16 protein-coding genes are annotated in these 20,279 nt (G+C 46.3%); 6 read left to right on the top strand and 10 right to left on the bottom strand.

Annotated elements, in window-relative coordinates; all coding sequences use genetic code 11:
- Window positions 1-140: 140 nt before the first annotated feature.
- A complete protein-coding gene (locus IQ257_RS18840) occupies window positions 141-2,207 on the bottom strand; it encodes an AAA family ATPase (RefSeq protein WP_193875413.1) in 2,067 nt (688 codons plus the stop codon).
- On the bottom strand, window positions 2,204-2,446 hold the full coding sequence (locus tag IQ257_RS18845) for a hypothetical protein (RefSeq protein WP_193875415.1): 243 nt from the start codon (window positions 2,444-2,446) through the stop codon (window positions 2,204-2,206). Before IQ257_RS18845 ends, IQ257_RS18840 begins: the two co-directional genes overlap by 4 nt.
- Window positions 2,447-3,184: 738 nt before the next feature.
- Between IQ257_RS18845 and IQ257_RS18850 the strand changes: the two genes are divergently transcribed.
- Entirely contained in the window at window positions 3,185-4,444 is a 1,260-nt protein-coding gene (locus tag IQ257_RS18850; RefSeq protein WP_228060831.1) for an SGNH/GDSL hydrolase family protein, read from the top strand.
- Here IQ257_RS18850 and IQ257_RS18855 read toward each other — a convergent pair.
- The 5 genes from IQ257_RS18855 to IQ257_RS18875 form a co-directional block, all read right to left on the bottom strand.
- Window positions 4,433-5,995 (bottom strand): DNA phosphorothioation system restriction enzyme, encoded by a 1,563-nt coding sequence (locus IQ257_RS18855; protein WP_228060832.1) that lies wholly within the window; start codon window positions 5,993-5,995, stop codon window positions 4,433-4,435. The genes IQ257_RS18850 and IQ257_RS18855 overlap by 12 nt on opposite strands.
- Window positions 5,996-6,233: 238 nt before the next feature.
- Entirely contained in the window at window positions 6,234-6,362 is a 129-nt protein-coding gene (gene psaJ / locus IQ257_RS18860) for a photosystem I reaction center subunit IX (RefSeq protein WP_193875417.1), read from the bottom strand.
- Between the two features lie 86 nt (window positions 6,363-6,448).
- Window positions 6,449-6,949: a Photosystem I reaction center subunit III gene (locus IQ257_RS18865; RefSeq protein WP_193875419.1), complete on the bottom strand. Its 501-nt coding sequence runs from the start codon at window positions 6,947-6,949 to the stop codon at window positions 6,449-6,451.
- A gap of 279 nt (window positions 6,950-7,228) precedes the next feature.
- Window positions 7,229-7,345 (bottom strand): photosystem I reaction center subunit VIII, encoded by a 117-nt coding sequence (locus tag IQ257_RS18870; protein WP_193875421.1) that lies wholly within the window; start codon window positions 7,343-7,345, stop codon window positions 7,229-7,231.
- Window positions 7,346-7,408: 63 nt separating this feature from the next.
- Window positions 7,409-7,906 (bottom strand): photosystem I reaction center protein subunit XI, encoded by a 498-nt coding sequence (locus IQ257_RS18875; RefSeq protein ID WP_193875423.1) that lies wholly within the window; start codon window positions 7,904-7,906, stop codon window positions 7,409-7,411.
- Between the two features lie 233 nt (window positions 7,907-8,139).
- Between IQ257_RS18875 and psb32 the strand changes: the two genes are divergently transcribed.
- Entirely contained in the window at window positions 8,140-8,865 is a 726-nt protein-coding gene (gene psb32 / locus IQ257_RS18880) for a photosystem II repair protein Psb32 (RefSeq protein ID WP_193875425.1), read from the top strand.
- On the opposite strand, the gene IQ257_RS18885 is transcribed toward psb32, so the two are convergent.
- From IQ257_RS18885 to IQ257_RS18895, 3 genes are all read right to left on the bottom strand, one after another.
- Window positions 8,862-9,245, bottom strand: a complete 384-nt coding sequence (locus IQ257_RS18885) for a DUF4346 domain-containing protein (RefSeq protein ID WP_193875426.1) — start codon at window positions 9,243-9,245, stop codon at window positions 8,862-8,864. The two genes, psb32 and IQ257_RS18885, sit on opposite strands and share 4 nt — an antisense overlap.
- Before the next feature lie 128 nt (window positions 9,246-9,373).
- Entirely contained in the window at window positions 9,374-12,157 is a 2,784-nt protein-coding gene (gene urtA, locus IQ257_RS18890) for an urea ABC transporter substrate-binding protein (protein ID WP_193875428.1), read from the bottom strand.
- 389 nt (window positions 12,158-12,546) lie between these two features.
- On the bottom strand, window positions 12,547-15,615 hold the full coding sequence (locus IQ257_RS18895; protein WP_193875430.1) for a UPF0182 family protein: 3,069 nt from the start codon (window positions 15,613-15,615) through the stop codon (window positions 12,547-12,549).
- 196 nt (window positions 15,616-15,811) lie between these two features.
- Between IQ257_RS18895 and sir the strand changes: the two genes are divergently transcribed.
- The 4 genes from sir (at window position 15,812) to IQ257_RS18915 (ending at window position 20,170) form a co-directional block, all read left to right on the top strand.
- On the top strand, window positions 15,812-17,779 hold the full coding sequence (sir, locus tag IQ257_RS18900; RefSeq protein WP_193875432.1) for a sulfite reductase, ferredoxin dependent: 1,968 nt from the start codon (window positions 15,812-15,814) through the stop codon (window positions 17,777-17,779).
- Between the two features lie 203 nt (window positions 17,780-17,982).
- The gene (locus tag IQ257_RS18905) at window positions 17,983-19,044 is read left to right on the top strand and encodes a TIGR00341 family protein (protein WP_193875435.1); all 1,062 of its coding nucleotides are present in this window, start codon (window positions 17,983-17,985) and stop codon (window positions 19,042-19,044) included.
- A gap of 92 nt (window positions 19,045-19,136) precedes the next feature.
- Window positions 19,137-19,388 (top strand): hypothetical protein, encoded by a 252-nt coding sequence (locus tag IQ257_RS18910; RefSeq protein WP_193875437.1) that lies wholly within the window; start codon window positions 19,137-19,139, stop codon window positions 19,386-19,388.
- 20 nt (window positions 19,389-19,408) lie between these two features.
- Window positions 19,409-20,170 carry a 16S rRNA (uracil(1498)-N(3))-methyltransferase gene (locus IQ257_RS18915; protein ID WP_193875439.1) on the top strand — a complete coding sequence of 254 codons (762 nt, stop codon included), beginning with the start codon at window positions 19,409-19,411 and terminating at the stop codon, window positions 20,168-20,170.
- The last annotated feature ends 109 nt before the right edge of the window (window positions 20,171-20,279 follow it).

A 20,279-nucleotide genomic window follows, 5' to 3' on the forward strand; every position in this document is an offset into this window, starting at 1 on the left:
ATTATCGCGTTTCTCTATCTGGTGAGGTACAGCCTGATGAAAGCAGGGAGTGGGGAGTAGGGAGTAGGACTGTACCTCATGTCAATCTTTTCCCTTATTTGTTGGAAGTGTAACGTTGCTCCCTCTTGATTAAACTCCGTTCAGAATTCGTACTCTACTTCTACAATTTCCGTATACTCAAACTCGTTAGGGCTGGGTCGTATCAAATCATAACCCATCCCAACAAGTTCAATAAAATCTTGCTCGCAGTCAGGTTTGGGAGAGTTGTAGGTGAGAACGTATTCTCTACCGATATAATTTTCCATCTCCTGGGCTACTTCTCCGCGCCATTGGGTTTTCGTTACTAAAACTACAAGTTGATTAGCTAACTGAGGAAGTATTTTGGCAATCTGCCGACGATAGATTTCATCCAAACTCCCAAAGGGAGAATCCATCACCATTGGGAAAGTGCTGCTATCAGGTCCCATCAGGGTATGGTCTTGAATCCACTCCCGTACCCGTTCAATAATACCACCAATAAAGGATAAACTCAGAATTTGATTTTCGCCAGTGGAAGCAGCAACGATGGTTTCTTGTCCGGTGGTATTGTCTGCTAATGTAACCTCGTATTTCTCACTCAATTTTGGTAGGTAGGGAGTGAAGGAAATAGAGGTGAATATTTCCTGTATCTTTTTCTCTAGGGACTTGCGAAACTGGTTGTCCAGTCGTGTTTTTACTTCAATTAGCCGCTCCACGGCATCTTGAGCAGCAGTAATACGTCCCTGGGCTAAGGCTTGTTTGTTTTCATTCATTTTATGCTTGGCAATTTGATTAGCTTTAACATCAATATCTGCTGATAGTTGCTCGATTTGCTGTTGATTAGCTCCTTTTTCTAAGGTCAAATTCCTAATTTTTTCTTCTATTTCATCTAATCTTTTTTGCAACTGATTAATATCTTCATTGGGAAAAGTTCTTAACTTTTTTTTAATGTCGTCAAGTTGGGTTTCAATGCGCGACAGCTCGGTTCTTCCCTGAGCCAAAATTGCCTGCTGTCGATCGATTTCTTGCCAAAATTCAGATGATTGTCTGTCAATTTCATCCACTTGGACACCCAGGCGAATTGCCGTTTCTTCCACATCAGCCATTCCCGCTTTATCCATCCAAGCTGCTACTTTTTGATGAGCATGAGTTCCTTCAATCAAGTCTGCACCGCAGATGCAACACTGGGATTTGAGCAAATCGCCGACAAATTGTTGCTTAATACCAACTGGTAATTCTCCCGTAGAGCGCAAATCGTCAACGATTACCCGGAATTGTGCCGTTGTTTGGGAAAGTAAGACGGTATAGCCCCGTGTGGATACTGCCCGCTTCAGAGTATCTTGTCCTTGTTTGAGCGTTTCTCGAACAAGCTTTTCTTGCGCCTCCAACTCATCCCGCAACTGTTGCAACTCTTTTGCTCCACCCAATTCTAACAAGCGCTCGCCCATCGTCCGCTTTAACTCGTCTTGGTTCGCTAATTCTCGATCGATTTCCTGTTGACGATGTGATAAACGCTGACTCTTTTTTTCAAGTTGCTTCTGCTCTTGCAGTAGTTTTTTAGTTTGAGAATCGCCAATCAACGCTAACTCCGCTTCCAGGCTTTTCTTGGCTTCCTTCAAATGCTTGATAGAACGATTTAAAACCTCAACACCTAGCAAGGTTTTCGTCGCTTCTGCAATTTCTGATTTCTTATCATATCGCACAATTTGCTCAATTCGTTCCCCATCAAAAAAGAAGTATTGATGCAAGCTGGCTGGCAAAATTCGCCCAATGATATCTTCTGGCAGTTGTTGTGGAAGTAGCCAGCGCCCGTCATCTCCAGAAATTTGCAGGTAAAGTTCGCTCTTTCCCTGTTCGATTCCGGCTTCTGTTTTGTAAGCACGGCATAAGCGCTTTGCCTGATAGCGCTTGCTAGAATGCTCAAACCGAATTTCTACCCAACATTCTACAAATTCTTGGAGTCTAGCTTCGCTAATTGCCCGTTTATTCACTAGTTGCTCTTCTGAGGAAAACGCCGCACTAAATTTCTCGTACAGTACCCAAGTAAACGCATTCAATAGGGTCGTTTTTCCTGCACCGTTGTTGCCATGAATCACAGTAATGTTGCGTTCTCCACTCGCCAGAAAAATTTCTGGTGTTTTGCCATAAAATTGACGAAAGTTACAAAGCCGGATTGATATCAGCTTCATTGGATTTCTTCCTTGACAATTCTCAGGATGTCATCATTGATATTTCGCGGATTTTTCATATAGAGTTTATCTTTTTCCGCTTGGAGTACCCGCTCGATAATGCAGCGAACTTCTGGAGGAGCGCTAGTAATCGGTTCCTGAACATCACTGAGATCGACACTTCGGTTATAGGAAGAACGCTTTTCGGCTAAGATGCTAGATATAGCTTGAGTGGCAATATCTGGGTACTTGAACGCCATCACTGGTGCGATTTTCTCAACTTCGGATTTCTATTCTACATAAGTTTTTGGATTTCTTCTTGAGTCGGAACCTTTGCCATTCCTTTAATCCTAATAGGTTTCAATCACTACCCTAGCCAACGTGTATCCCAATTGTGCAGCTCTAGAAATACACGGGAGTCATAGAAGCATCTTGCTTATTTGCTTTTTTGGGCAGCGAACCGGAGTTTCCTACTATACCATCCCAAATAGAATCTCTTTTCTCTGGCAATGGAGTGGTGGAGTTACGGTATTATTTTGCTCACTCTTTACAATTCGACAAATATGGGAACAATACGACGCTTATCTTAGTAACTTAGAAATCTAGCATATTTGGGCGGTCTGGTAGAACTTCACAATAACTTTACGAGCAACCCCAAAAAATTGTGTAATGATTTATAAAGGGATGATAAATAGCTGAACGCAAATGCTTTAAGGATCTGCACAACTTGCTAGTGAAGCCGTTCCTAGAGGGGTAATATGGGCGTTTAGTCAAGTGAAACTGTTAGCGAAGTGAGTTAAAAAAAAATGGGGTTGCATAAAATTTACTTACCATGGTAGAATAACCCCTTTATTGTTTATAACAAACGTCAACCCTGATTAGGGAAAGAGATTGCCCAAATTGAATTAATGACGTTTCCTCTTTAATGACTTTAACCAAAGTTTCAAGAGGAAAGGTTGGTGATGACTATCAGAATGCAAACCAGAATGCAAAGAACCATGAAACAACCATTCCTAACAGCAGGATTTACGATTTTATCTTTCATGTTACCCATGGAAGCTTCGGCTGCAATGTTCACCAAGATGTATGTTTTTGGTGATAGCCTCTCCGATCCGGGTAACATTTTTAATATCACTAAGGCTGCAAATAACCCACCGCCCGAACTACTGCAATTGCTACCTCCCGGCACACAAATACCGCCAGTCGAACCCATACCCTCAGTTCCTCCCTACGATCAGGATGGGCGTTTTTCTAACGACTTGGTTTGGGTAGACTATCTGGCACAAGATCTGGGTTTAGATTTGACTCCTTCTACAGAACTCTCGGTATTCTCCCCTACAATACCCCTACCTTCTCCAATTACCATCGATCCTACGACCCTGCAACCTGTAGTTAGCCCCTACTTCCTGGGTACTACTGCGACTCAAGGTGTTAACTTCGCCTTCGGTGGTGCTCAAACCGGATTCGGTGGTGCTGGGGATGACTTCGGTCCACTCATACCAGGACTACAGACACAAGTGGGTTGGTTTGTTAATGACTTAGGTGTTGCCCAGCAGCAAGCTGACGAGGACGCTCTTTATGTTGTGTTTGCAGGTCCTAATGACTATCAGACTGTTCCTAATGCTAACACCACGCAGCCAGTTGCCAATATAGCGCAAGCGGTGCAGTCTCTTTACGCCCTCGGCGCTCGTAATTTCTTGGTGCCTAACTTACCGGATTTGGGCAAAACCCCTCGTGCATTCGGTTCCAATGGTTCTATTCCGCCAGTAGATTCTGATACCCTCACTGACAGGACAATCGAGCATAATACTCTCTTGAAAGATACCCTCAGCTCTTTAAATCAGTCATTGAGCGGTATCAACCTCGTATCTCCTGATATTTTTGAGCAGTTTAATGAGATTAGAAATAGTCCCACGGACTTCGGTTTCACAAATATAACTGACGCTTGCTTAAATCCCGATCCCATTACTGTAGATGTAGAAGATCCAGCAACGATCAATGTCTGTGATAACCCCGATAACTACTTATTCTGGGATGGCATCCATCCAACCACTGCCGCTCATAAGCTTTTGGCAGAAAAGACGTTAGAAGCTCTACAATCTGAGCCTGAATCTGTCCCGGAACCAACACCTTTAGCCGCACTAGGGTTACTGGGAATCGCTGGGTTGCTGCACGGTAGATTTAAAAAATCCCACCAGAAGGCAACGTTACCCACTCAGACACCGGACTCTGCCGAAAAAGAAGTGCTACATATCTAGCAACCCGTACCGTTTCTGAAGCTTGAGCAGCTTAATTCTAGCTTCTCCAGCATTATCAGCGAGGTCTGCAAATTCCAAAAATCGTTTTAACTCTTTTTTAAGGAGATTGCGTTCAACGTCCAACGTGTCTCGCCCCAAGTCTGGGGGCAAAACAATCATGTCAAATAACGTCGCCCGTTCCTTACCGGAATGAGGGCGCAAAATTCTGCCCCGCCGTTGGATAAACTGGCGGGGATTACTACTACTAGCAAGAATAACTGCCGTTTGAATCGCTGGAATATCCACCCCTTCATCTAAGCAGCGAATTGCCACCAATCCCTGCAATTCTCCGGTTTCAAACTGATGCCGCAGTGCTTCCCGTTCTGCCAACGGTGTCTCAGCGGTATAGGTGTTGACGCGATAACCCAGTTCTACCCCCAATAACCGAGTTACGGCGGCTAATTGACGGTTATTTTCTTCACTCAACGCCCCTTCAATCGAACCATCCCCGCAATAAAATAAGGTGTGGGAGGTATCCAAACGTCCAACCATTAACTCCTGTAATGCCGTTAACTTATTAGCGGCTACCCCAATCAGGCGGGCGCGTTGCATTAATAACGAGGTGACAGTATCGTTATTGTGGATATCAATATCATCCTTATCCATTAGCGCCCAACCAATCCGTTTCGTTAACTTGGCATATGCCAATGATTCGGCTTCGGTTAATTCCACTAAAATGGGATAGTAAAGATAGTGGACGAGTGCTCCTTGGTCAATGGCATCGGCGAGGGTAAGTTCAGGTTGCAGTATCGAACCAAAGTAATTGAACAAAACATCGGTTCCTTTCTCGTCAAAATAGCGTTCGGGTGTGGCAGATAAACCGAGACGCAAGCCAATGTTGCGGGGTAAACTTTCTTCTAAGCGTCGGGAACCTAAGTTATGGGCTTCATCGCCGACAATCAGGGTTTTATCGGGAAAGTACTTGAGTTGAGATTGAAATCCTGCTGTAATTAGGGTGGCATTGGTAGTGATGAGAGAGAGAAAAGGCAGGTTGCCAGAATGCAGATTGTAAAGGGCGATTGAAAGCTGACTTTGCCAACTGCGGACGTTCTCAAAGGCTAATAGGGGTTCTAGATTAAAGTTCTGGCATTCTCGCGCCCACTGGGTAACAAGATGCCGGTAAGGACACACAACCACTAAGACTTGTAAGTGGATTGTTTGATACAGTTGGGTGGCGATCGCTAATGCTGTAATTGTCTTACCGCTACCCGTCGCCATCTTCAGCGTTCCGCGCCCGTGGTTGGCAAACCAATTCGCTACAGCTTGCTCCTGGTACTGTCGCAGTTGGATAGAGGGCGGTATTCGGGGACATCCCGGTGGTTGATTGTCTGCTAAGGGTTGAGACTCGTAAGGTGCTGATGGTTCAGCAACACTATTGTAGTGCGATCGCTTAATCTCATCTAATATAGCGGTTTGCAACTCAGTGAAGTATAGTTTGACCCCCCTTATCAAGGGGGGAACTGTATCACACCGACTCGGAAAGTGCTTTAAGCCTTCTGCCTTTTGCCTCATCTCCATTCCCCTTGCACCACGTTGAATTCCCTCTTGATAAGCTTGTTCAGCCGCAGCGCGAGTAGCATCTTCCTCAGTCGCTTCCCCAAGTTAGCCATTTGTATCAAAATTTGTAACAATGCATTCTAAAAATGGGAAACTCGCGATGCTTACAAATGCGATCGCGAGTTTCTGCAAATAGTCGGTTTTCGACCGAGTTTTATAATTGCTGAACCGACACTCTAGAAACTGTCAGAACCTAGGGCATGGGATGGAAAAGAAGGTCAGGGAAAAAGCGGTTAAATTCAATCAAAATTCCGGCTAGGACGAATAACCAAATCGCAGATAAAACAGGTGCAGTAGAAAGATACTTGAGGAAATATTGCATCGAAACTTCTCCTAAACAGTGTTGGCAATTTTTGCGATTAGGGATTTGATATCAATCCCTAATCCCCAATCTCTAGTCAAAAACTACTAGCGAGGTGATACCGGAATTTCATCATCCTTGGCAAACATTTCGCCCGATGTCATATCTTTGAGCGCTGTCAGGGGCCATGCAAAGCCAGTGAGCATTTTGCTGACTGCCAGGGGTACATCGATAATGATTTCTTTCTCTTCTGGATTCTTCCCCTTCTTAATATCGATCAGATAAGAGCGACCAACCCAACCAATCCAGCCGGCAATATACAAAAAGAGAACGCTAGGAATCAGAAAGTCACCCGCCCGACTCCAACGACCATCTACAATCAAGTGGGGTAATCCCTCTTTGCCGCATAGGGCTTGAGAATAACGCTCAAACCGCTTTTTCCCTGAAGCCGGGTCATCCGTTGTCGCACGGGCAGATTTAGCTCGTTGCTGAAAAGCTGGAGACTCAGCGCAAGGCGTAAGTGCATCAAAACTAAAATCAGCCGAGGCAGGGGGTGCGAAGCTAAACCATAGAGTGACGGCGAAAATCAGAGCTAACAATCGTCGCATAGAATTGTTTCCTTTTGTTACGAAATCTGAAGTTTTTTTGTCCCCCATCACTGGAATTTGTAGACCAGTAATTCTATTTTCAAGGGGGTGTGGGGGGTAGGGTATCGGGTATAGCTTGGAAATTACACGTTCCCCATAGTTCTAGTACTCTATCAAAGCTAGTTCGACGGGTTACTTTTATCTCCGCCTCCGGAGCGTCCGGAGCGTCAGTCTCAACCCGTCAATTTAAGGTTGACCCATCACTAGCCTTCTAGAGGTGACTCAGTGTGCAGCTCTAGATCAAGCATCGCTCTCAATGTAGATAAACAATAGACCCATCACCACAGCAGGCATCAGCCAGCAAATGACTGGGATCAGAATCCAAGGTAAGAATGAAGCTGAGTATGAACCTATCATGTCAAACCATCCTATCTAAATTTACAAGAGTCCAAGAGAAAATATTCCCCAACAAAGGAACCATTAGGGATTGTTAACAAAACCCCGGAAAATGGCATCCACTGTCTCAAAGTTCTCCAATAGGAAATAGGCAACAAAAGCGCCACCCATACCGCCAACGAAGAATCCACCAGCCAACTCGCTCCAGCCTTCCGAGGTTTTCAGCCTGTCAACATCAGGAGGATGTTCTATGGAACTCTTTAATGAGACTAATCCCCAAGCTGCAATACCTGCTGTTCCCAGCAGAACTAACACTAAGGCTGTTACCAAACCACCTAGATAACGAGCTTCTGGATAGTCACGTAGCGCACCAAACACAACCTCTGGCCCAACGAGGAAATACCCATGAGCCATGCCAATCTCCAGTCCTCGTATGAATGGGGACAGCCCTTTACGGTAAGCTGGGAGATTACCGATAAACGCTCTGGTAAACGCAGAATCACTGATAGGAGTCGATAGATGACCCACAAATGGGTCGCCTTGATAGGGCTTCACGACTTCCATATCTCTCGCATCCGCCATTCGGATTTCTCCTTCTGTAGTCTAAAAGTTTACAAGAACACTTGAGATAACATTTTAAGCAGGTACGGGTTATTCAATTGCAGAATGTGGGATCTCCTTTAAAAAACTTCATTAAATCTCATCAAGCGCCTATTCTCTCCATCTGAGGGCTACCGGCAGGATAGAGGTAGGTTTTGTACCGATTTGTATAGTATTTTTGGAAAAAAGGCAACCTTGCGAGAGGGCGCAACTCAATGAGACGAATCTTCAAGCAACTATACAAAGAAAGACGAAAATACCTGCAACGCTTAATGTTGCCGCTGTTGCTACTTACAGCGATCAGCGGACTTGTTGCAGCACCAGCAAACGCGACGAATGTTTACCAAATGCCCAATGTCAGCGCGGGTGAACCAACCTGGGTCATTGATACAGCCGAAGTCCTCAGCCGCCTCAGTGAAGGCAAGTTGAGCAACAATTTGGATAGTTTAGCCAAAAACACTGGGCAGGAAGTGAGGATGGTCACAATCCGCCGCCTAGACTACGGGGAGACAGCAGAAAGTTTTACCCAAGCCCTGTTTGAGAAATGGTATCCGACGCCAGAGGCTCAAGCCAATCAAATCTTGCTGGTTATCGATACCGTCACCAACAACACCGCGATCGCAACAGGAGAAGCGGTCAAGTCTATTATGCCCGATGACATTGCCCAAAGCGTGGCATCTGAGACAATGACTGCACCCCTGCGGGATGGGAATAAGTACAATCAGGCATTCTTGGACGCAAGCAATCGCCTAGTTGCCATCCTCTCCGGTCAACCTGACCCCGGTCCCCCGGTTGTGGAAGACCAGATACAGGTCGAAGGCACCTTTAAAACAGCCGAGGAAACCGACACCAACAATGCCACCATCTGGGTTGTTGCCATCTTGGTGATTGCTACGGTTGTGCCAATGGCTACCTACTTCTTCTATCAGGGTTTCTCCTAATCCTGAATGTACTCCTGCTGGGTAATCAGAGCATTCTCAGCCCGTGTAAACTCCCGTCCTAAGTAAGCCGCATGATCGACTTGATTGACAGGACAGGGCTGAGTGTGCTCAAAAATAGCAACGCAAATTTCCTTTGCCGTTCTGCCAGTAAACACGGTCGTGTGTGTTCGTTCTACTTTTCCGCGTGCTGGGATCGGTTTACCCGTCTCCGGGTCAACGGCTAAACCGCGATCATCGATGACATTTGTGAAATGCTTGGCACAAATCAGTCCAGCTTCTCGATCCAGGTAGATAATAAAATATCCGCCTGGATCGAGATCGAGTGGGCGTTTCGATAGCTTTTCATCAATGGCATTTAGAGCTTCGGCTGTTTGATTCATGTTGCAGATAGGGATTTACAGACGTAATTCTCTAATCCTAATATGAACAAAAAATGCTAAACGCCATCCCCACCCATTTTTATTTGGGTAGGGGTTAGAAAAGCGAGGAAGCCTATTTTTGATTCCCATCAAGCCAGATAGGATGACGTGGCAGCTATCGATGTTGAGGTATCCACTCTTTTATTACTATGTTGGGTTGGCAGCTCGATCGCAAACTCTGTTCCTTCTCCTAAGGCTGAGTTGCACCACAAAGCGCCACCATGCTTTTCTACAACAATCTGATAGCTAATCGACAACCCTAAACCTGTTCCTTTGCCGATGGGTTTAGTTGTGAAAAACGGATCGAATAATTTTTCTTTAACCTCTTCTGTCATCCCCGGACCATTATCACCAATTCTTACCATCACGCGATCGCCTACTGTTGCTTCAGAGCGAATCCAAATCTGGGGTATTTTTTCCTTAACAGCAATTATCGGTTCTTCCAAGGCGTCAATAGCATTTCCCAACAAATTCATAAATACTTGATTGAGCTGAGAGGGATGGCATTCCACCAAGGGGAGTTTGCCGTACTCTTTTATGAGTTCGATATTGGGACGCCGACCATTGCCTTTGAGTCGATTACGCAGTATGAGTAAGGTACTGTCAATTCCCTCGTGAATATCAACCGCTTGCATACTCGATTGATCGAGGCGTGAGAAGTTTCGCAAACTCAACACCAAATGCCGGATACGCTCTGCACCAATTTCCATAGAAGAAAGGGTTTTCGGCAAATCTTGCATCAAAAAATCTAGCTCAACCGCTTGAATACGAGCCTGAATTTCTGGGGCGGGTTCGGGATAGTAATTCTGATACAGGCGTACCAGTTCTAGTAAATTTTCGGTGTATTCTTTAGCGTAATGCAGATTACCGTAAATAAAACTGGTCGGGTTGTTGATTTCATGAGCCACACCAGCGACTAGTGTGCCTAAGGTGGACATTTTTTCAGTTTGTACTAACTGCGCTTGATAGAGCTGTAAATCTTGGAGTGCTTTTTGAAGTTGTTCGGCTTGAGATGTGGCTAACGCCGCCGTATTACGGCTATGAGCGTACAATTCAGCTTGGTCGATCGCGTTTGCCAATTGCTCAACAACGGCAGCAATTAATTCCACTTCCCGATCGCTCCACAGACGGCTGTCCTGATAGTGTTCACACACCACTAGCCCAATTCTGTTGTTACGAGTTTGCAGAGGGGCAATGAGTATACTCTTGATGCCCGAAGTCGCAAAGCGATCGCGACTGCTGGTTTCTAGCTGACAATCTGTAGCGGTATCATCAATTCGCAGAATGCTTGGTTCTGCCACCAGTTCCTTCAATTCCGGCAACTGCTCCACACTGCTGGCTCCGGGTACACCGACCCATCGTCCTAATTCCTGAGCTTCATGAATCAGTTCCAACTGGGGGAGGTTAGAATCGGGGTGGCACCAAAAAAACTGACAGCGGTCGATATGAAGTAGACTGCGGATTTCTTCAACCGCCGTCTTCACGATTTCATCAAATTCTAAAGAACTACGGATTTGGCTAGACAGGCGGCGTTTGAGCAGTTTTTCTTGGGCTTGCAGTTCTCGAAATTTTGCTTCCGAGTGCAAAAGTTGGTCTTGGGTTTTTTGGAGTTGCTCATTGGTTGCCAGCAACTGAGTCATTGCCGCCTCAACTTCACGGGATTTTTGTTCGAGCTGACAGCTATACTGAATCGACTGAGACACTTCCGCCAGCATATCAATGACAACTGGGGAAACGCGATCGCTAAACTCTTCAAGCCCCAACCACGGCTGAGGCTTGATCAGACTTGCACTGGTAAATACAATCTCAAACTGACCATTCGGTAAAATTTTGCCAATGCGACAATGCTTCTTCAGATGGTTGTTCGGTTCGATACTAACCTGCCCCCCTGGAGCCTCAAACTTCTGCCCGTAAGCCGCTTCTCGCAGCAATTCCACCTCAAATGAACCCGCTTTCTCCGCCGCTAGTTTCCAGAGATAGACTTGCACATAAGCTGCCTCAATCGGATCACTCGTTACCCGTTCTTGACCGTAACGCTCCTGAAAGCTCCGAACGAATGCCTGATTTGTGGGGGTATCAATACTCTGAAAGTAGCTCCAACTGGCATAGTGACCTACTGCGATACTGCCCCCAATTCGTCGCAGCTCCTCTTCTGCCACGCTAACTGCCAAGATGGGAATATCTTCAGCAGTCAGTCCAGCCTCTTTGTACTGCTGGTAGAACGCCAAATTACTATCACCGTTCAGGGTACTGAAAACTACATCAGGTCTGACTTGCTTAATGCGATCAATTGGGCTGTGAAACTCCATCGTCCCCAACGGCACATACTCTTCCCCCATCAAAGAGCCACCTTGACGCTTGAGTTGAGCTTTGATTAATTTGTTAGCCGTGCGCGGAAAAACGTAGTCAGAACCCAATAAGTAAAATTGCTTACCCTTGTTTTGAAGCAGCCAGTCAACGGCAGGACCTACCTGTTGATTAGGGCAGATACCCATGTAGAAAATTTGACGCGAACATTCGAGTCCTTCATACTCAACGGGATACCACATCAGGGCGTTGAGTTCCTCTAAGATTGGCAATACCGCTTTACGGCTAGCGGAAGTCCAGCCGCCGAAAATGGTCGTCACTTTGTCGTATTCAACCAGTTTTCTGGCTTTGAGAGCAAAGGTAGCGGGGTCGGATGCGCCATCTTCAATCACCGGTTCAATCCTGCGACCCAAAACACCACCCGCTTGATTGATTTCGGCAATTGCCATCAGTTCAGCATCCTTTAAGGACGCCTCGCTAATCGCCATCGTGCCACTCAACGAGTGCAAAATTCCAACACGCATAGGAGAACCAGGTCTTCCCGTTGACTGGTTTGTTTCGCTCATTCCCGATCATTCCCGAAATAGTCTGGTTTGTGCCCCCATTTACTCACTTCACCAGCGTTCGCTGCCAATCCCGTTGATTCGAGTCCGATGGCTATTATATAGGTGGCAAACCTTACCGTCACGTTAATAAGCTATTGGAGCTAATAATAAGGTTTGGTTTTATCGTGACAAACGTTGATTGATTGCCCAACTCTTTTTAGGATGCTGCTCTGAATGATAGCGCAATTGCCCAAGATACAATTGTAGTAATTTTTACGAATGCGCCCCTTGATTATTTCATAAGCACTGCTTGTCCAGGGGGATAGCCTAAAAGGAGCGATCGCCTGATTCTTGATACTTGTTTAAGTCTTGATAATTGCTTATTGCCCTGATTCCACAACAAAAAAGTACTATTCTAACGGTAGAGTCGATTCTTCCAAGGGGCGAATAATGGTTGGTGCTGTCTGTTGTTCTCGCTCAAAGATCCCCTGGAGCGCCTCTTCTAACGTTTCAGCCATAACAATGCGGTTTTCATAGACAACAATCACCCGCGCCAAGATTGGCAGGCTATTGCGTTCGGCTTCTAGATAGAGTGGTTCAACATACAGCAGGGATTGTTCAATGGGAATTACCAAAAGATTTCCCTGAATTGCCTGGGAACCTTGGCGATTCCACAGAGAAATTTGCTGGGAGATTACAGGGTCTTGATTAATCAGGGCTTCAACCTGCTCAGGTCCATAGATCAGTTCTTGTTTGGGGAACTGATACAGCAGTAGCTTACCGTAATTTTCGCTATCGGAGCGACCTGCCAGCCAAGCAATCAGGTTGTTGCGTGCCTTGGGGGTAAAAGGGTGGAGGAGAATGAATTCTTCTTTGGTAGCGGTGGGCAGCTTCATAATCAAGTAGTAGGGTTCCAGTGACTGCAACTCACCGCCGTAGATTTCCTGGGGAATGCGCCACTGGTCTTCCCGGTTGTAGAATACCTGTGGGTCAGTCATGTGATAAATTAGCAGCCGCTCTGACTGGACGCTAAAAATGTCTACTGGGTAGCGAATATGACTCAGAAGAGCAGGGGGCATGGCGTCTAATGGCTGGAAAAAACCGGGTAAAATCTTGCTCCATGTTTGAATAATTGGGTCTTCGGGAGCGGCGACGTAGAAGGTGATATCGCCATCGTAAGCATTAATGACCACTTTGACGGAATTGCGAATGTAATTGAATGAGTTATTACCGGGGTCAGAATAGGGATAGCGATCGCTTGTCGTATAGGCGTCAATAATCCAATACAGGTGGTTAGCAGAAACACCCGATTCTCCCTTGCCAGCATCAGCCGTGACGAGGTAGGGGTCCCGATCATAACGCAAGAACGGCGCGATCGCTCGAATCCGTTGGTCAATATTTCGCCGAAACAGTACCTTGGTTTGGGGGATAAAGTTCCGGGTAAAAAGCATTTGCCAGTCTTTGAGATACTGAGCAAATAGCAGCCTTTGCCACACCGAACCCAAGGGCACACCCCCCTTACCGTCGTAGGTGTTATAGACGTTCTCCTCCCCACTGGGATAGTCCAATTCCGGCACCTTCGTGGGAGTCATCACATAATTTTCAGTAAGTTGTCCGTAGTACAGGCGAGGCGCACCAATGGGAATGTACTCTCGAATCAGTTCACTAGATGTCGATAAATTTCCCTCAACACCAGGATCGGCACCCGTGCCAATATCTTTAACAAAATAATTGGGCAGTCCTCCACTACCCACCCGATTCACAGGACTCATCGTAAAACCATAGCCGTGGGTATAAACTAAGTGTTGGTTAACCCAGGTTTGTGCCTCTTCGGGGACGGATTGATAGTTAAGTTCTCGAGGAGCAATAATTACCTGTTGCTTCTCAATCGAGAATGGTGGTGGTGAAAGATCCAGGGGAGAATCCGTTACTTCTACCTTTGGCTGTGAGCCTTCCTCCCCTTCAAAGGATGCCGGCACACCTGCTTGTTCCACGGGCAGCACGTAACGATCAATATCTGCATCGGGAAATTCGTAGTAAAGTCGGATGCGTTGAAGCTGGCGATTAGTGTCCAGGATGGGGCGCGTATCCCAGAGACGGATATTACGAATCGTGAGAACATTTTCGCCTAAATCAGCACTGGTGAGGTCGCCTTCGGGATTAAATATTTGAGTATTAATACTACTAAGGTCAAACCCTGCCCTAGTTAAGGCAATACTGCGTTCAATATAGGGGCGTTCTCGCTCAAGTTCGTTTGGCTGTACGTTGAAGCGCTGTACAGCTACGGGTATTCCCCAGCCAGCGATCGCCGCGATTATTGCGTAGAGTCCCACTACTGTAAGTGCTAGCCTATTTCTGTTCTGAAGGTGTCTAGTATTATTGATCGCCTTGAACAGCAGGAACAGAGCGATCGCCCCTGCCAAGAGACTCAGACGTGTATTGATGGGTAACTGAGCATTAACATCTGTATAACTAGCACCGTAGGTCACTCCCCGGAAAGAATAAAGCAATTCGTAGCGCGATAGCCAATAGCGAAAAGCAACTGTCCCCGCAAACGCACCCCCAAGTCCGTACAAGTGACGGAGTTGATTTTCAGAAAACCCCGGAAATTTCCCTTGAGAGAGGCTATCGCCAGAAACCAAATAGGTGATCGTGATGATTACCAGTCCAACTAGAAATAGTCCCCCTAGCCAAAAGTCTAATAGCTGCCATAGGGGAAACTTAAAGACATAGAAGCTAATATCCTGTCCGAATAACGGATCGTCAGCATTAAAGGCTGTGGGAGAAAAATACTGCAAAACCCTACTCCACTGTCCCGATAGTACCAGGGACCAGCACAGGGACAGAACAATAGCGATCGCCGTTAACCAAAACTGAGGATTAACGACTAGGGCAATAACCACAACCACCAGTGCAACAAGTAGCCCAATTTGTACAGGCAACTGTAGTAACAACCCTTGTAAAGACGTCCAATCAAACGCAGAGGGGAGCGATGGTGCTATATAAGGCAGTCTAAAATCGGAATGCCAAGCAGAAAGGGCTATTTTGCCGTAGTGCAGCAGCATCAGCCCTAGGAGCAAGTCGAGTAACACGACGGCTGGCAAGAGCGATCGCAACCTTACTGGTGTTGATTTGGGAACTTTCTCAACCTGGACGGCTGAAGGTTGAAGGGGCGAGTCGAATTGAGTACTTAATGGGGGTTTATTGTCATAGGTTCCCACCCAGTCGGCAATGTCTGGGGAATACTTCAGCCGATTTGCTAGAAACAGATTACCGAGTAAAAAGCCTATCGATAGGCTGCTGACAATGCTCCAAAGACTGAGCTGAGTCTGCAAACGCAACAAAAACGCTGATAAATAACCAACTTCAATAAACCATAAAATTTCGGCTACTAGGTGAGCCAGCAAATCCCACGCCAGCCATAGTCCCAATAGTACGGTGATCCCTCGAAAAATTCGGTTCCAGAAGCGTTTAGCCATTCTGGTTTAGATATATAGTGTTTCCCTTCAACTTTATCCTTTCTGCGGTAGCCCACTCCCCAAACCCATCAATGATTTTAATTTATGTCAAAGTCGTGGTTCAGACCCGTGACCCAAGTATTAGGATAAAAGTATTCACCGTAATTCCGATAGACTTACTGGTAATATAGTTAATCCGTTCCCACCTCTAGCACCAATGGTTGTATCTCAAACTCCCCCAGTACGCAAAGCTTCTAAACTTGAAGGCATAAAAGAACGCAGTAACTTCTTGCGCGAACCCGTCGCCACTGAACTATTAGAAGACACGACCCACTTTAGTGGAGATGCCATACAAATTCTGAAATTTCACGGCTCTTATCAGCAAGACAACCGGGATAACCGGGTCAAAGGGCAAGAAAAAGACTACCAGTTTATGCTGCGAACCCGCTCTCCAGGTGGGTTTATTCCACCAGAGCTGTACCTTACCCTCGACCGACTCTCAGATCAGTACGGCAACCACACGCTACGGGTAACAACTCGTCAGGGTTTCCAGCTTCACGGCATTCTCAAAAAGAATTTGAAAGCTACGATCGCTGCCATTATCCGTAATATGGGTTCAACACTGGGAGCTTGCGGCGATTTGAACCGTAATGTTATGGCTCCTCCAGCTCCTTACAAAAATCGCCCAGAGTATCAGTATACCTGGGAATATGCCGATAAAATTGCCGACCTGCTCACACCTCAGACCGGGGCTTATTACGAAATTTGGCTGGATGGGGAAAAGGCAATTAGTGCTGAAGAAGCGCCGGAAGTGAAGGCGGCACGGCAGCGCAACCACGGCACTATTATTCCCGACAACGAGGAGCCAATTTACGGGACACACTATATGCCCCGGAAGTTCAAGTACTGCGTTACCGTGCCAGGAGATAACTCCGTTGACCTGTACACCCAGGATGTCAGCTTAGTAGTGATTACCAATCAGCAGGGAGAACTAGAAGGATTCAACGTTCTGGCTGGTGGAGGATTGGGACGCACCCACAATAAAGAAGAAACCTTTGCTCGGATGGCAGATGCAATTGGCTATGTCGAAAAAGATGATGTCTTCGACTTGGCTAAAGCGATTGTAGCAACGCAACGGGACTACGGCGATCGCGCTGACCGCCGTCATGCCCGCATGAAATACCTGATCAATGATTGGGGAGTTGAGAAGTTCCGGGAAACGGTAGAAGGCTACTTCGGCAAAAAACTCGCTCCCTATAAACCTCTACCTGCGTTCAAGTACCAAGATTATCTGGGATGGAACGAACAGGGAGACGGTAAGCTATTCCTAGGGATTTCCATTGAAAACGGTCGGATTAAAGATGAGGGCACCTTCCGACTCAAAACTGCACTGCGGGAGATTGTCGAGCAGTTTGCCCTACCAATGCGGTTGACTCCCAACCACAACATTATTATTTATGAAATCGCACCAGAGCAGCAGCTAGCACTTCAGAAGATTCTGGATAGTCATGGCGTTCATATCTCCCCAGAGGGTATCGATCCTTTGGTGCGCTATTCTATGGCTTGCCCCGCCCTACCGACTTGTGGCTTGGCAATTACAGAGTCAGAACGGGCAATTCCGGGAATTATTGAGCGAATTCGAGCACTATTGGAAAAATTAGGTTTACAAAATGAACATTTTGTGATAAGAAGTACAGGTTGCCCTAATGGTTGTGCTAGACCTTATATGGCAGAGTTGGGGTTTGTTGGTAGTGCGCCGGATACCTATCAAGTTTGGCTAGGGGGTTCGCCGGATCAGACGCGACTGGCTCAAGCCTATGTGGATCGGATGCCGATGCACGAGCTGGAATCATTTCTGGAACCGATTTTAGCTTACTTTAAAAAAGATCGGAAACTGGAGGAGAGTTTTGGCGATTTTTGCGATCGCGTCGGTTTTGATTCTATCCGCGAATTTACCGTTACCTATCAATCTCCACCATTAAACCCGCAGTCTGATACGGGCTTTGCCAATGAAGTCGTGAAGCCAGAACCCTCAACAACAAAGGTTGCCGGAAAAAACCGCAATCGCCGGATTCGAGTCAACGATAACCTGCACGAACGTTTGAAGGAAGTTGCCACCCAGCAGGGTAAAACGATGACGGAGTTAGCCGCAGAAGCCTTAGAAGCTTATTTGCGATCGCACTAACGGCAGCATTATCCACACGTTATCCTAGGGACACGGCATTGTCGTGTCCTTCTTCCTTTGGACTTGAGATTAGATACATCTAGCAGTAGATTTATTTAAAGTACAGCATTTGTTACAACCAAGTAGCTAGACAATCACTCCCTCGGCGCAGTGAGGAGTCATCCTTGCTGCTAATTAGTCTCGATTTTTCCAAACTGATAGGTATGAATTATAGGTTTCGGAAAACAATCGTCAAAAGTAAGCGGCACATCGAGAAATTCTGGAATCAGAATAGTGGAGATTGGCATTGGTTATCGGAACAGCCGATACCGATTGCCAGCTTAAATCGTAGTCTTTGGAAGGCAGCCGTTCCTTCGTTCCAATTCTATTTTTTGCTAGGGCTTTCGGCTGTGATTTCAGTGTTGGGGTTGCTGGCTGGTAGCGCGGCGACAATTATCGGGGCAATGATTATCGCTCCTTTAATTGGACCCATAACAGGTATAGCTTACTCAATGGTGATGGCGAATCGGCGTCTGTTAAGGCGATCTTGTTTTACCTTATTAACAGGTGTGTTAATGACCGTTTTAATCTCAATGGCGATCGCTTATTTAATCCAATTGAGAACTCTAAGCTCGGAAATTATCGCACGGGTAAATCCCACATTGATAGATTTAGGGGTTGCCGTTGCCGCAGGTGCTGCTGGTGCGTTTGCGCGATCGCGCCGCAGCATTGCTGATGCTTTACCAGGAGTAGCGATCGCTGTAGCATTAGTTCCTCCCTTGAGCGTAATTGGCATTGGTTTGGCTAATAGGGATTTGAACATAGCCTCTGGTGCCACTCTTCTATTTTTCACCAACTTAATAGGAATCATCTTCAGTGGCGGAGTCGTTCTTTTGTTCCAGCGCTACGGCTCTATCGAACGAGCTCGGAGTGGATTAGCCATATCAATTGTGGCACTGTCGCTATTAGGTTTGCCGTTGGGATTTTCTCTAAACAACCTTTTGATCAAGGCAAACGTGCGCCGTGCTGTGGTAACACTGATTCGCAACCAGACGTTAACATTTTCGGACACAGATATCCGTTCTGTGCGGGTGCAACCTCAAGGAGAGGCGCTGTTTGTGCAACTGGAGGTAGCAACAGGCTTGGATTCTATTTCAGAGCGCCAGGTTCAGTTAGTGCGAGATTTTCTGGAGCAGAAGCTAGAAGTACCAATTCATTTGAACGTGCAGGTGATTCCGGTTAGGGTTTTTCAAGCACCCGCAACCTCTGGGGGAAGTACTCCGTAACACAGGCAAAATGTTTGTGCCGTATTCAAAAACAGGCGAGACTGAAATTATGTCAAAAATTCCCGTTATCGAACCCAACAAATCCTATACCTTTGTTAGTCATTGAAGCTAAAAATGCTGATCTACAACGGGGTTTTACTCAACTGGCAGTGGAATTGATTGCAGTAGAGCAAGCGGAATTAGGGGAGAGTCAGAGGTTATACGGTGCTGTTTCGATTGGCAATATTTGGCAATTTTCTGTTTTGTACAGTCAGAATAAGCAGATTGTTCAAGATATTAACTTGTATAGAGTTCCGGCTGATTTAGCTGAGTTGTTACAAGTCGTGGTGGGGATTTTAGAATAGGGTTTGTATTGGAGAAAAATTTGGCTCAACTGCAACGATTGGTGATCGCACCAGCACAACGGCAAAACCAGCAACTTTTTCTAACCGATGCCCAACAGCATTACTTAGTTCGGGTGTTGCGATTGGGTAAGGGCGATCGCTTTATTGCCATGGATGGACAGGGCAGTTGGTATATTAGCGAATTAACAGAGAACCTCACCCAAGCCATCATCATAGAGTCGCTCTGCGTCCAAACAGAGTTACCCTTATCGGTGACATTGATGGTTGCCATGCCCAAGGGAAGCGGATTTGAGCAAGTAGTATCTGGAGCAACCGAGTTGGGTGTGGGGTGTATCGTGCCGTTAAAGAGCGATCGCACCCTACTCAATCCCAGTTCCCAGAAACTCGAACGCTGGCGGCGCATTGCTAGAGAGGCAGCAGAGCAATCCGAGCGTCAAATTGTACCCACCATTCTCGAACCGATTAGTTTTGCCGCGAGTATCCAGCCAACCTCTAACTCCAATACCCACTGCTATATCTGTGTGGCACGAGGTGATGCTCCCCATCTTCTCAGTTGCTTACCCGGCAAAGACGTATTACTAGACACCAGTCAATCTGACAATTTTGAACCCGTTTCAATTGTCATTGCGATCGGTCCTGAAGGTGGTTGGAGTGCCGCAGAGGTAGAACAAGCGACAGCCTCTGGATACCAACCCGTTTCCTTAGGACACCGAGTTTTGCGAGCCGTCACCGCCCCAATTGTTGCCTTGTCCTTAGTAGCATCCGTGTTAGAGATTAGTTGAGGTAAAACAGGATTAGGGATGAAAACACCAATTCAGTCAATATTTTAATAAATCAACCATTTTATGTATAGGGAAAAAGATAACATTCTTACTTAGCGCACCTCTGCTC

The sequence above is a fragment of the Coleofasciculus sp. LEGE 07092 genome, assembly GCF_015207375.1.
Lineage (GTDB): Bacteria > Cyanobacteriota > Cyanobacteriia > Cyanobacteriales > Coleofasciculaceae > LEGE-07092.